This window comes from Achromobacter marplatensis, from assembly GCF_049060505.1.
Taxonomy (GTDB): domain Bacteria; phylum Pseudomonadota; class Gammaproteobacteria; order Burkholderiales; family Burkholderiaceae_B; genus Achromobacter; species Achromobacter marplatensis_A.
This window is the reverse complement of the sequence record NZ_JBMGRB010000009.1, coordinates 169934-181973: the sequence shown is the minus strand read 5'-3', so window position 1 is coordinate 181973 and position 12040 is coordinate 169934. Positions and strand designations below refer to the sequence as shown.

At 66.7% G+C, this 12040-nt stretch carries 12 protein-coding genes; 4 read left to right on the top strand and 8 right to left on the bottom strand.

Annotation, left to right across the window (positions count from 1 at the left end; all coding sequences use genetic code 11):
* Positions 1 to 30 precede the first annotated feature (30 nt).
* Positions 31 to 900 (top strand): AraC family transcriptional regulator, encoded by an 870-nt coding sequence (locus tag ACI0FO_RS22020; protein ID WP_416030148.1) that lies wholly within the window; start codon positions 31 to 33, stop codon positions 898 to 900.
* 79 nt (positions 901 to 979) lie between these two features.
* A complete protein-coding gene (locus ACI0FO_RS22015) occupies positions 980 to 1939 on the top strand; it encodes a DMT family transporter (RefSeq protein WP_416030146.1) in 960 nt (319 codons plus the stop codon).
* Between the two features lie 27 nt (positions 1940 to 1966).
* On the opposite strand, the gene ACI0FO_RS22010 is transcribed toward ACI0FO_RS22015, so the two are convergent.
* The gene (locus tag ACI0FO_RS22010) at positions 1967 to 2635 is read right to left on the bottom strand and encodes an HAD family hydrolase (protein ID WP_416030144.1); all 669 of its coding nucleotides are present in this window, start codon (positions 2633 to 2635) and stop codon (positions 1967 to 1969) included.
* Positions 2636 to 2720: 85 nt separating this feature from the next.
* On the bottom strand, positions 2721 to 3899 hold the full coding sequence (locus ACI0FO_RS22005) for a CynX/NimT family MFS transporter (protein ID WP_416030143.1): 1179 nt from the start codon (positions 3897 to 3899) through the stop codon (positions 2721 to 2723).
* Between the two features lie 106 nt (positions 3900 to 4005).
* Between ACI0FO_RS22005 and ACI0FO_RS22000 the strand changes: the two genes are divergently transcribed.
* Positions 4006 to 4911 carry a LysR family transcriptional regulator gene (locus ACI0FO_RS22000; RefSeq protein WP_416030141.1) on the top strand — a complete coding sequence of 302 codons (906 nt, stop codon included), beginning with the start codon at positions 4006 to 4008 and terminating at the stop codon, positions 4909 to 4911.
* On the opposite strand, the gene ACI0FO_RS21995 is transcribed toward ACI0FO_RS22000, so the two are convergent.
* The 3 genes from ACI0FO_RS21995 to ACI0FO_RS21985 form a co-directional block, all read right to left on the bottom strand.
* The gene (locus ACI0FO_RS21995) at positions 4908 to 5702 is read right to left on the bottom strand and encodes a DUF169 domain-containing protein (RefSeq protein WP_416030139.1); all 795 of its coding nucleotides are present in this window, start codon (positions 5700 to 5702) and stop codon (positions 4908 to 4910) included. The genes ACI0FO_RS22000 and ACI0FO_RS21995 overlap by 4 nt on opposite strands.
* 54 nt (positions 5703 to 5756) lie before the next feature.
* Positions 5757 to 6188, bottom strand: coding sequence for a GNAT family N-acetyltransferase (locus ACI0FO_RS21990; RefSeq protein ID WP_416030137.1), 432 nt, complete (start codon positions 6186 to 6188; stop codon positions 5757 to 5759).
* Positions 6189 to 6281: 93 nt separating this feature from the next.
* Positions 6282 to 7160: a LysR family transcriptional regulator gene (locus ACI0FO_RS21985; RefSeq protein ID WP_416030135.1), complete on the bottom strand. Its 879-nt coding sequence runs from the start codon at positions 7158 to 7160 to the stop codon at positions 6282 to 6284.
* A 98-nt stretch (positions 7161 to 7258) separates the two neighbouring features.
* Between ACI0FO_RS21985 and gstA the strand changes: the two genes are divergently transcribed.
* Positions 7259 to 7873, top strand: coding sequence for a glutathione transferase GstA (gstA, locus tag ACI0FO_RS21980; RefSeq protein WP_416030133.1), 615 nt, complete (start codon positions 7259 to 7261; stop codon positions 7871 to 7873).
* Here the strand turns inward: gstA and ACI0FO_RS21975 are convergent.
* The 3 genes from ACI0FO_RS21975 to ACI0FO_RS21965 all read right to left on the bottom strand — a co-directional run bounded on the left by ACI0FO_RS21975 (position 7857) and on the right by ACI0FO_RS21965 (position 11969).
* Positions 7857 to 10334: a TonB-dependent siderophore receptor gene (locus ACI0FO_RS21975; protein WP_416030131.1), complete on the bottom strand. Its 2478-nt coding sequence runs from the start codon at positions 10332 to 10334 to the stop codon at positions 7857 to 7859. The two genes, gstA and ACI0FO_RS21975, sit on opposite strands and share 17 nt — an antisense overlap.
* Before the next feature lie 120 nt (positions 10335 to 10454).
* On the bottom strand, positions 10455 to 11441 hold the full coding sequence (locus ACI0FO_RS21970; RefSeq protein WP_416030129.1) for a FecR domain-containing protein: 987 nt from the start codon (positions 11439 to 11441) through the stop codon (positions 10455 to 10457).
* Between the two features lie 12 nt (positions 11442 to 11453).
* Positions 11454 to 11969, bottom strand: coding sequence for a sigma-70 family RNA polymerase sigma factor (locus tag ACI0FO_RS21965; RefSeq protein ID WP_416030127.1), 516 nt, complete (start codon positions 11967 to 11969; stop codon positions 11454 to 11456).
* Between the last annotated feature and the right edge of the window lie 71 nt (positions 11970 to 12040).

Genomic DNA, 12040 nt, shown 5'->3' with positions numbered 1-12040 from the left:
GGCGCTACCCGGCATGCTTAAATCACAGGCATGCGTCCCGATTCCGCCGCCACTTCCAAGCCGGGCGCGCCCGTCCTGGCGGGCGTGCCGGCGGCGTTCGACCACCCCAATGACCGTGCCGAATTCCGCCATGCCGCGCACCAGCCTGGCGTAGAGTTGTACCGCGCGCACATCGTGCGCCACGCCTTCGATTCCCACACCCACGAGGCCTATGGCTTGGGCGCCATCGAATCCGGCGTCGAACGGTTCCGCTACCGGGGCGCCGACCATCTGGCGCCTTCCGGGTCGGTCGTACTGATGAATCCGGACGAACTGCACACCGGCCGCGCGGAAACCGAAACGGGCTGGCGCTACCGCATGGCCTATATCGATCCGGACGTGGTGGCGCGCGTCACGGGCGAATCGGGCTGGTGGTTCGACTTGGCCGTCGGCCATGACAGCGCGGGCGCGCAGCGTGTCACCGCCCTGCTGGATACGTTGTGGCAAGCGCGCGAACCGCTGGCCTTCGACAGCGCCCTGTATTTGCTGCTGGGCGAATTCCGCCGCCACGCGCAAGTGCCGCGCGCCACGCCCGGCGAAGGCGCGCAGCGCTTTGCGCCCGTCATCGACTATCTGCGCGCCCACCTGTCCCGCCGCCTGACGCTGGAAGAGCTGGCGGCCGTGGCAGGCCTGAGCCCGTTCCACTTCCTGCGCCGCTTCCAGGCCCAGCACCACGCAACGCCGCAACAGATGCTGATGGCGCTGCGGCTATTGGAAGCCAAGCGGCTGCTGGCGGCCGGCGTCGCGCCCGCGCAGGTGGCCTTGGCCTCGGGCCTGACCGATCAGGCGCACCTGACGCGCGCTTTTTCTCGCCGCTACGGCGTCACGCCCGCCCGCTACCAGAAGCAAGTCCGCGCTTAAGCGCCCCACAGCAATCTGGTACAAGACCCGCCCGTCCGGGCGTGGCTAGACTGCCTGCATTGATCATCTGGAGCGCTTTATGTGGGCGGGAACCCTGTATGCCCTGGCCGCCGGCCTGATGTGGGGGCTGGTATTCGTCGGGCCCCTGCTGCTGCCCGAATACCCGGCCGCCCTGCAATCCGTGGCGCGTTATCTGGCGTTCGGCTTGATCGCGCTACCGCTGGCGTGGTTTGACCGCCATCGGCTGCGGTTGTTGACCCGCGCCGACTGGATCGAGGCCCTGAAGCTGGCCGCCATCGGCAACCTGCTTTACTACCTTTGCCTGGCCAGCGCCATCCAGCGGGCAGGCGGCCCCGTCCCGACCATGATCATCGGTACATTGCCGGTAGTGATCGCCGTTTGCGCCAACCTGCGCAATGCCCGCCGCGACGGCAAATTACCGTGGAAGCGGCTGGCGCCGTCGCTGGCCCTGATCGCCCTGGGCATCGGCTGCGTCAATCAAGTAGAGCTGCAAGCGCTGCGCCAGGAGGCCGATGCCGACTTGTCGCGTTATGCCGTCGGCGCCGTGCTGGCGCTGGGCGCCGTCGCCTGCTGGACCTGGTATCCGCTACGCAACGCCGATTGGCTGCGCGCGCATCCCGACCGCAGCCCTCGTACCTGGGCCACGGCCCAGGGCGTGGCCACGCTGCCCCTTGCGCTTGCGGGCTACGCCTTGCTGTGGGGCGGAATGGCCGCCACGGGCAGCGGTTTCGCCATGCCATTGGGGCCGCGCCCGGAGGTGTTCCTGGGCCTGATGATCATCATCGGCCTGTTCGCGTCCTGGTTGGGCACGCTGTGCTGGAACGAAGCCAGCCAGCGCCTGCCCACCGCGTTGGCCGGCCAGTTGATTGTGTTCGAAACGCTGGCGGCGCTGGCCTACGCCTTCATCCTGCGCGGCACGATGCCGGAACCGCTGACGATGGCGGGTATCGCGTGCCTGATGGTTGGCGTGCTGCGCGCGGTGCGCGTCAGGCCCGAACCGGTGCCCGTGGCGGTCTGATCGCGGCAGCCCGGCCACCGCGGCAGGCTACAGCAAATCGGGCAATTGGCTCAGATCGTCGATCACCTCGGACGCGCCTTCGTCCAGCAAGCGCTGGCGCTGGTCCGGCCCGTTGTGCGATGCGCCCACGAAGCCGACGACCCGCATGCGCGCCGCGCGGCCGGCACGCACGCCCGGCACACTGTCTTCCACCACCACGCAGTCCAGGATAGCGGTGCGCATCTGGCGCGCCGCGAACAGGAAGACGTCGGGCGCCGGCTTGCCTTTGGCCACCTGCGCCGTGCTGAACACATGGGGCGCGAAGGCGTCCCACAACCCCACCAGCTTCAACGCCGCTTCAAGCTTTGGCGGCGTGCTGCTAGAGGCCACGCAAAGCGCCAGCCCGCGCGCCCGCAATGTGGCCAGGGTCTCGCGCACGTGGGGCAACGTGCGCAACTCTTGCCGGAATGTCGTTTCCAGGCGATCGGCATATTGCCGCGCAAAGCCGTCGGGCAAGGTGCAGGCGTTCTCCGCTTGCAGCGTCTGCCACATATCGGCGTCGGGAATGCCCGCAAACCGGCGGGCGGCGTCTTCCGGAGTAATGGCGATGCCGTGTTCGGCCAGCGCGCGCGACTGGGCGCGCGCCGCAATGATTTCGCTATCGATCAGTACGCCGTCGCAATCGAAGATCACAAGGCGGGTGGCAGGCGTGTGCATGGCGGCTCCAACAGAATCTGCCTTCATGATAGGCCTGCTTCATGACGCTGCGCCAACCGCCTTTTGGCGGGTGGCGCGAACCCGGCTACAAGCGCGCGGCGCGAACCTTGCGCAAGCAAGCCGCAATGGCCACGCCGCCCAAGCCCGCCGCCAGCACGACGTAGGACGCCGACGCCCAACCGTAGCGGTCGATCACCCCGCCCACGGTGACCGGCCCGATGACCTGCCCCAGGTTGCTACCCTGCATCACCAGCCCCACCGACGCCGCCGTCAACGCGGGGCGCGGCGCCACCAGCGGCGCTGTGCCCAGCAGGGTCGCGGGAATCAGGCCGCCCACCGCGGAAAACAGCACGCACAGCAGGAAGGTCGGCATTGCCGGCAACACCGACCGGAAGATCAGCAACGCCACCACGCCCATCGTCACGCTGGCGGCGGCGATCAGCGTGGACCGCCGCCAGCCGCGCGCCAGCAGCATGCCCGCGCCCAGGTTGCCGATGATGTTGGCGGCGCTGGCGATCGCGCTGTACAGGCCCGCCTGCGCCAGCGTCAACCCCAGTTGCTCCATCAGCAGCACGGGCAGGAAGGTGAACAGCGCAAAGAACATCAAGCTGTACAGCGTGAACGACAATGCCAGCAACGCCGGCCCCGCCGCGCCCAGCGTATCGGCGGTGTCTTGCCGCAAGCCGCGCCAGGACAAGTCCGCGCTGCCGGGCGTGGCCGGCGCCAGAACCGCCACGCAAGCCAGCGCCACCCCCACTGCCGCCCCCGCGCACCACCAGTACGCCTGCCAGTGGTCGAAGGCCTGCGAGGCCAGCATCGCGACGGCCATGCCCGCGGGCATATAGCAGCTCCAGAGCGCGAAGGCGAAATCCCGGTTCGACGCGGCGACCATGCGCTGCAAGGCGGCCGGCCCGGCCACGGTGATCATCAGAAAACCCAAGCCTTCGATTACGCGGGAAGCCAGCAAGACGCCGTAACCCGGCGCCATGGCGCCCGCCACCGTGCCCACCGCCGTCGCCGCCAAACCCAGCAGCAGCATGCGCCGCGCGCCGAAACGGGCGATCACGCCGCCCGCCGCAATTCCGCCGATCACGCCCAATATCGAAAACACCGCCGTCAGCGTGCCGATGGACGCCAGATCCAGGCCCATGTCCTGGCGCAGCAGCGGGGCGGCAATGATGACCTTGCCCACCTGCAACGACGCCACCACCCCCGCGCCCACGATCGCCAACACCCCGGCCCAACGGGTTTCACGCTGATTCATCCCGACCTCTCTTCCCATGCGATGCCGACAGCATGCCTGCCGGCGCCGATCCTGATAAGTGATAATCTTTTGATAAGACCGATCGATTGAATAGATCAGCCAGACGATGATAGACGCCCTGACGCTGGATCAACTGCGCGTGTTCGCCGCCGTCGCCGATACCGGCAGCTTTCGCGCCGCCGGGCGCAGCCTGTCTCGCGTGCAGTCGGCGGTCAGCCACGCCATTGCCACCATGGAAGGACAACTGGGCGTGACGCTGTTCGACCGCAGCGGCCAGCGGCCCGTCATGACGTCTGAAGGCCAGGCGCTGCTGGCCAATGCCCGCGACATTCTGCTGCGCGTGGATGCGCTGCGTGCCCGGGCGCAAGGCCTGGGCGAAGGCGTCGAGCTTGCGCTGTCGCTGGTGGTCGACACGCTGTTTCCCATCGCCACGGTCGGCGCCGCGCTGAATGCGATGCGCGCCAAGTACCCGACCGTCGCCATCCGCGTGTCCGTCCTGCCGCTGGGCGGGCCCATCGATGCCCTGCTGACCGGCAGCCACACGCTGGGCATCATCGCCGGCGAACATTTCCGCCACCCCCGCATCGCCGTGCAGGCGTTGTCCTCGGTGCAGATGGTGGCGGTTGTCGGCGCCGCCCACCCCTTGGCTCATCGGCCCCCGGCCGATGCCGCGTTGGGCGCGCCCGAACTGGCCGACCACTTGCAGATCGTGCAGTCGGACCCGTCCACCCTGACCGAAGGCCGCGACTTCGCCGTGCTGTCGCCGCAAACGTGCCGCGTCAGCGGCCAGGACACCAAACATGCGCTGATCCTGGCGGGCGTGGGTTGGGGCCGCCTGCCGTTGTGGCTGGTGGAACGCGATCTGGCCGAAGGCCGGCTGCTGCGCCTGCCCACGGACAGCCTGGGGCGGGCGAGCCAAATCGCCACCGAAACCTATCTGGCGCATCGCGTCGACCTGCCTTTGGGCCCCGCGGCACGCGCGTTGGCGGCGGCGTTGAGGGGCGCCGGCTAGGTTTTGGGCGCTTGCGCATAGCTCACGCCCATGCCTGCCCGCACATCGTTCTGAATGCCGTAAGGCGCAATCGGATAACGCAACCCGTTGGCCGCCAACGCCTTCATGCCCGCGATCGCCACCGGCAGATAGCGCGGCGGCAGCGCCATCAGCATTTCTTCGTCGGGCACGCCGCCATAGCGGCGCTCGGCGAAACAGGGTAATGACAGGCTGGGCTCGCCCGTTGCCAGCGCGCGGCCCCAGGAATCCGCACAGGCCGTCTCGCCCACCACGCTCCAGTCAAATCGCCGATAGTTCTTCCACTGCAAGCCGTTGATCAGAATGATCATCTGACCCGGCGTGGCGTACACCAGGCAGATGTCCGGCGGATCCAGCCGGCCCGAAGCCAACGGCGACACCACCAGCCCGCGGTACCTGCCCGCCGGTACACAGGACAGCGCCTCTTGGCGCGCCCGCGCGTCGGCCTCGGTCGCATGCCAGACGCCGACGTAGTCCTTGCCGCTTTTCCAGGCGTCGTCTTGCGGACCCAGGCCGACCACCGCGCGGCATTGCGAACCGACAAGGTCGTCGCCGGTAATGCCTACCGTCCAGCCCAGCCGCGCCGCCATGCCGACGATCTGGTCAGTCGTGTGCGTGGCTTGCGGCCGCCGCAAGCCGCGCACACCCGCCATGGCGGCTTCATCCTCGAACAACTTCATGCCGATGACCGTGGTTTTCAGCCGCAGCAGCTTGTTCAGGTCGTCAACCAGCGACGCCCAGTCAAGGGGCGTGTCGTGCGTTGTCTCTTCCATTCCCGTCCTTTGGACTGTTTTGTGCGGCAATGCCGCGTTGGATGCTTGGGGATTTTACGTATTCAGCCGCTTCATCAGGTACTTCGGCGATTCCTGGTACCCCTGCCGGTAGTAAAACCGGTGCGCGTCGGTTCTACGTTCATGGCAATGCACTTCGATGCGGTCGCAGCCGCGCGCGCGGGCCAGGTCTTCGGCCGCCGCTTCCAGTTGCCGCCCCACGCCAGCGCTGCGCGCCTGATCGCCGACGCAGAAATACGTGATGCGGCAAAAATCGCCGGGCAGTGCCAGCTGGATCATGAAATGCAATCCGATGAAGCCCAGCAAGGTGCCCGCCCGGTCTTCGGCGACCAGCAGGCAGGCATCGGGGTGAGCAGCCAGTTGCGCGATCTTCTGCGGCACAAAGGACGCCGTGCCGGGGTAATCCAATTGCGTCAGCAATGCCGCGATGGCGGCACTGTCCTCGGTCGTGGCGGTGCGGATCTGCATGAGAGCTTCCAGTCGATGTCAGCAAGAAAGCGGGCAAGCGTATGACAGCACCGTGTCCGCGCCATGACAAGCGCGCCGGCCCGCCGGCGCGGCCTACCCCGCCTTGTCATCTTGCTGCAGCATGGCGAACAACGCCCGCACCGGCGCGCTGTCGGCCACCTGCGTGGACGCCGCCAGACTGAACGACCGGTACAGCGGCGACGCCAGCCGCAACACCCGCAAGCCGCGGCGGCTTTCCGGCAAGGTCAATGCAGGCACCAGCGTCACGCCCAGGCCGTCGCGGACCAGGGCGAACGCGCTGGCCCAGTCGCGCACCGAGGCGCGCACGTCCGGGATCGCCAAGCCGGCCTCGGCGGCCAGGCTTTGCGCATGCACGCTGCATCCGCCGGTGGCCAGCACGAACGGTTGAGCCGCCAGCTTCGCCAGTTCAACGCTGCTGCCCGCGCGCGCCAGCGGATGCGCGGCGGGCAGCACGGCCATCCATTCGTCTTGCCCCAAAGGGCAAACTTGCCGGCCCGGCGCGGCATTCAGCACGACGCCCACGTCCACGGTGCCCGCGGCCAGCAGCGTTTCGACCTCATCGTCGGTGGCTTCCAGCGATATCACATCGATCTCGGGATGCAGTTGCCGGAAACGGCGCAACACCGGCGGCAGCACGGTCGAGAACACCATGGGGAAACTGGCCAACCGCAGCGTGCCGCCCGCGGCGCCCCGTGCCTCGCGCGACAACGTCTGGATGCGATGCAGCGCGCCCAGCATGGTCCGGGCTTCGTCCGCCACCCGCAGGCCCAACGCCGTTGGCACCGTCTGTCGGCGCTCCCGCGTGAAAAGCGGCGCGCCCAATGTGTCTTCCAGCTGCGCGATCGCCTGGCTGGCCCCGGACTGGGTCATGCCCACCTGGGCCGCAGCGTGCGTGATGTTGCCGGCGTCCACGACCGCCAGCACCAGCCGCCAATGGATCAGGTTCATCATGGAATTAGATTTACTTATGGCTCATTTCTGGAAAAGTAATTTTACCCATACCAGGAATGGCCCCAAGCTGGGCGTCCCGTTGACCCAAGAGCCGACCCATGAAGCTGTACTACGCCCCGCACACCTGCTCGCTGTCGCCGCACATCGTGCTGCGCGAACTAGGCCTTCCGTTCACGCTGGTGCGCGTGGACAACCAGACAAAGCGCACCGCCGATGGCGGCGACTTTCTGTCGATCAACCCCAAGGGATACGTCGCCGCGCTGGAAAGCGACGACGGGCAGGTGCTGACCGAAGGCCCCGCCATCGTCCAGTATCTGGCCGACCAAAAGCCCGAAGCCGGGCTGGCGCCGCCCAACGGCAGCTGGGCGCGCAGCCGCCTGCAAGAATGGCTGAACTTCATCAGCACCGAAATCCACGGCGGCTTCAGTCCGCTGTTCAACCGCGACCTGCCGGCCGCCGCCAGGCTCTGGTGGCAGGCGCGCCTGGAAAAGCGCCTGGACTATACGGCGAGCCAACTGGACGCGCGGCGGTATCTGCTTGACGAGCGCTTCGGCGTCGCCGATGCCTACCTGTACACCGTGCTGCGCTGGGCGGTGTTTTTCGACATCGACCTGGCCCGCTGGCCATCCCTGGCCGTCTATATGACCCGGATCGGCGAGCGGCCCAGCGTGCAGGCGGCGCTGGCGGCCGAAGGCGCTACCAGCGGTACGTGACGCCGGCCATCATGCTTCGCGCCTTGCCGTAATAGCAACCGAAGGAATAGTTGCAGCTGGACACGTAGGTCTTGTCGAACAGATTCTGCACGGTCAGGCTGGCGACCAGACCGCGCAACGAAGGCGACAGATGCGCCAGGTCGTAGCGCAGCGACGCATCCACCACCGCGAAGGACGGCGTGCGGAAGGTGTTGGCCGAATCGCCGTAAGCCGTGCCCGTCCAGCGCACGCCCGCGCCCACCTCCATGCCTCCCAGCACCTCGCCGGGCAGCCGGTAGTTGGTCCAGAGGCTCGCGGCCCAGGTCGGCAGTGCGGCCAAGCGATTGCCGGCGTTGTACGAACCCGGCGTCGAACGGGGGTCCAGATAGGTCAAGCCCGCGATCACATCCAGGCGTTCCATCGGCTGCGACTTGATTTCCAGTTCAACACCCTTGGACCGCACGCCACCATTCTGCACTTCGTAGCCGGGATGGTCGAAGTCCTCGGAAGACATGTTCTTCTGCCGGATCTCGAACGCCGATAGCGTGATCAGCGTGTCGCTGCCCGGGGGTTGATACTTCACGCCCACCTCCACCTGCTTGCCCGTGGTGGGTTTGAAGGACTCGCCCTCGTAATTGGTGCCCACCACCGGCAGGAACGATTCCGAATAGCTGATGTAGGGCGCCAATCCGTTCGCAGCCACATAGGCCAGGCCCACGCGCCCGCTGAACGCGCTGTCATTGCGGCGGGTGCGGGTGCCGGCGACCAGATCCTGGTTGTCGATCTTGGCCCAGTCGTAGCGGCCGCCAAGCGTCAGCACAAAATTGTTTAGCTTGATCTGGTCTTGCAGGTACAGCCCGACCTGGCTGACGCTGTTGTCCCATTGCGTGGTCAGCTCGGTATCCGGCTGCGCCACGTTGTAGTCGGGGTCGTACAGATTCAGCGGCGTCGCCGCGTAATTGTTGTAGCCCGTGTATTTACGGGAGAAATGACGGTAGTCCAGACCAACCAGGACCGTGTGGTCGAACGCGCCCGTCTTGCCCTTTAGTTCCAGATTGTTGTCAATACTCAGCACATTGTTGTGCTGCCCCCAATCCAGTTTGGTCCGGCTTGCCTGCCGGTAATCGGTATTGCCGTCGGCATCCTGCACAAAGCGGTTCAGGTAGAAGCCACGGTAGTTGTCGCGCACATCCACGAAGCGGATCGTCTGACGAATCGCGGCTTGCTCGGAGAACTTGTGGGACAGGTCCGTGCCCACGACATACTGACGGCGGTAGAAATCGTTATATCCGGGCTGCCCGGTAAAAATGTCGCGGTCAATCCGCTTGCCGTCGGGTCCGGCCAACACCGTGCCGATTGCAGGCAGAGGCTGATAGTCCGGCACGCCGCCGTCGCGCTGCAATTGCGTGTACAGCGTCAGCGACGTCGCGGCGCTGGGCCGCCACGACAAGCTGGGCGCGATCAACAGGCGCCGGCTTTCCTTGTAGTCGGTCTGTTCATTGCCACCATTGGCCACCGCCGTTACGCGGTACAACAGCGAACCATCTTCGTTGGCGGGCCCGGTCAGGTCCAGGTTGCTTTCCACCCGGCCATAGCTGCCCACACCCATCCGCACTTCCCGTAGCCGCTCTTCGGACGGCCGTTTGGATACCAGATTGATCAAGCCGCCGGGCTGGTTTTGGCCATACAGCACCGACGCCGGCCCCTTCAGCACTTCCACCCGTTCCAACAGATACGGATCAATCTGCAGCGCGCCCCCCAAGCTGCCCGCATACGGTAGATACGTACCGTCCAGGTACAGCGGCGCCGGGGCGAAGCCGCGCGAGTCGACCTCGTCGGCGATCATGTTGGCATCGGTGTAGCCGTTGACGTTGACACCCGGCGTATAACGCAGCGCCTGGGCAACCGTGGTCGCCCCGCGCGTCGAGATTTCCGCCGCGGTCACTACATTCACGGTCTGGGGAATTTCCAGGATGGAGGCATCGGTCTTGGTCCCCGTGGCGCTACGCTTGGCTGCCACGCCCGGCACCGGCCCCCAAGCGTTTTCAGCTTGCCCCAGCACGCGGACGGGTTCCAGCACGGCGGCGGCGCCCGGCGCGGCAGGCGTGCGACGCAGCCGGTAGGCTCCGCTTTCTTCCGCCACTGCGTCCAGGCCCGTGCCCGCCAACAACGCCGCCAACCCATCGCGCACGCCATACGTGCCGCGCAATCCCGGGCTGTTCACATCGGCGACCATAGCCGGTTCCGCCCCCACCATCACGCCCGAACGGCGCCCGAACTCCAGCAACACTTGGCGCAACGATCCCGCCGCGATGCCGTATTGCTGCCTGGCGTCCACCACCTGGGCGTGGGCGGGCTGGGCCGGCGCCAATGCGGCAAGCAGCGCGCCGGCGGGCAGGCCGAATGCGATATGGCACAACCATCGGCGCGCGGGCGACAGCGTTGTGGGCGTCGCGCGGCGACGGCGGGGATGATGCGGCATGAGGCGATCCTTGTGAACGTTAGCGATGGACAACCCTGCCCGATGAGGCGGCTGTCTCACTGTCTAATGCTCGAATCGCAAAATGGTGCCGGCCTGTTACAAAATAACCGTGCACTGCCGTCATGGCCCGACCGTTACCCAATACGCGGTGCGGCGATGCACGCGCACGGGCAGGATCCGTTCCATCAGCCTCAGGACTTTGTCAGTGTCCTGCACCGGGAACGCGCCAGTAATCCGAAGATCGGCCACGGCGGGATCGCATCGCAAGAAGCCGCGCCGGTAGCGTTCCAGTTCCGCCAGGAAATCCTGCAACCGCCAATCGTCGGCGAACAGCATGCCGCTGGTCCAGGCGTCGGCATTGGCGGGGCTGGGTCGCACCGCGTCCACGCGGTCACGGTCGAACGCCGTTCGTTCCCCGCGGTTCAATCGCAGCTCCGCGCCGCCCGATCGCGTCTGGATACGCACGGCGCCCTCCAGCACGGCCACATGGGTCTGCGCTTCTTCACCCAATTGGCGCACGGTGAAGCGCGTGCCGATCGGGCTGATGAAGCCACTGCGCGTCTCGACGATCAAGGGTCTGCCCAAGGCGTCCTGGCCGGATTCGACCTGGATCTCGCCCTCTACCAGAATGATGCGCCGCGCCCGGGTGTCAAAGCGCGTATCGACAGCGCTGCGGGTATTCAGCATCAGACGCGTGCCGTCCTCCAGCGTCAGCAGACGGCGTTCGCCAACGCCTGAACGGTAAGCGGCCGTCCACAACCGCCACGGCGCGGGCTCGCCCGTGGCCATTACAAGACCCCCGGTGGCGGATACGCCGAGCAACGCGCCAAGCAATCGCCGACGCCCAGCCTGAGAGCGGCTTACCTGCTCGACCACCTGCCTTGCCGCCGCACCCGGCAGCTTGGCCGCGTGCGCCTCAAGCGCCTGTGCCATCGCCGCCACGCGCTGCCACGCCAGTTCATGATCGGGGTTCGCCGCCCGCCACGTTTGCCAGCGCGAAAGGTCGGCCGGCGTCGGGTCGCATTGCAGGCAGATCAGCCAGTCCGTTGCCGCCGCCACCACGGCGGGCCGGCTGCGCGGCAACGAGGACGTCGACAGGGAAGACATGCGCCGGGCCGCCTACGCGTACATCACGCTGAAGCAGCGCTGCAAGGCTTTGGACATGGTCTTCTTCACGATATCCAGCGAGCAGCCCATACGATGCGCGACGTCCGGATACGACAGCCCTTCCAGTTGCGCCAGCAGGAAGATCCCGCGGGTACGCGCATCCATGCCGTCCACCAGGCGGCAAAGTTCAACCAGCGTTTCAACCACGATCAAGCGCGATTCGACCGAGGGCTCGCACGGTTCGCCACGCGCGGCCAGCACATCCAGATACGCGGCTTCGATGACGCCGCGGCGATGGTGGCGAAACAACAGACGCTTGGCGACGGTCGTCAAATAGGCCCGGGGCTGCGCCAGGATGGGCTGCGAATCCACCCCCATGATGCGTTCGAAGGTGTCGTGCGCCAGATCGGCCGCATGGTCCGAGCCGCCAAGGCGACGCCTGAGGAAACCGAGCAGCCAGCGATGGTGTTCGACATACAGCGTCTGGATCGCGTCGTGCGCGGGGGTGGCGGGAACGGGTTCGGACACGACGGGGGCTCGTTGCGTAGTTTTTGATAACAAGAATTAATCGCATTCTATTCGAGCTCGCCTCGCCCCGC

Bases quoted from the DNA above. Each gene is read 5' to 3' on its own strand.
- ACI0FO_RS21975 (WP_416030131.1), bottom strand. From the start codon at position 10,334: ATGCCGCATCATCCCCGCCGTCGCCGCGCGACGCCCACAACGCTGTCG.
- ACI0FO_RS22000 (WP_416030141.1), top strand. From the start codon at position 4,006: ATGATAGACGCCCTGACGCTGGATCAACTGCGCGTGTTCGCCGCCGTC.
- ACI0FO_RS22020 (WP_416030148.1), top strand. From the start codon at position 31: ATGCGTCCCGATTCCGCCGCCACTTCCAAGCCGGGCGCGCCCGTCCTG.
- ACI0FO_RS21990 (WP_416030137.1), bottom strand. From the start codon at position 6,188: ATGCAGATCCGCACCGCCACGACCGAGGACAGTGCCGCCATCGCGGCA.
- ACI0FO_RS21985 (WP_416030135.1), bottom strand. From the start codon at position 7,160: ATGATGAACCTGATCCATTGGCGGCTGGTGCTGGCGGTCGTGGACGCC.
- ACI0FO_RS22005 (WP_416030143.1), bottom strand. From the start codon at position 3,899: ATGAATCAGCGTGAAACCCGTTGGGCCGGGGTGTTGGCGATCGTGGGC.
- ACI0FO_RS22015 (WP_416030146.1), top strand. From the start codon at position 980: ATGTGGGCGGGAACCCTGTATGCCCTGGCCGCCGGCCTGATGTGGGGG.
- ACI0FO_RS22010 (WP_416030144.1), bottom strand. From the start codon at position 2,635: ATGCACACGCCTGCCACCCGCCTTGTGATCTTCGATTGCGACGGCGTA.
- gstA (WP_416030133.1), top strand. From the start codon at position 7,259: ATGAAGCTGTACTACGCCCCGCACACCTGCTCGCTGTCGCCGCACATC.
- ACI0FO_RS21970 (WP_416030129.1), bottom strand. From the start codon at position 11,441: ATGTCTTCCCTGTCGACGTCCTCGTTGCCGCGCAGCCGGCCCGCCGTG.
- ACI0FO_RS21995 (WP_416030139.1), bottom strand. From the start codon at position 5,702: ATGGAAGAGACAACGCACGACACGCCCCTTGACTGGGCGTCGCTGGTT.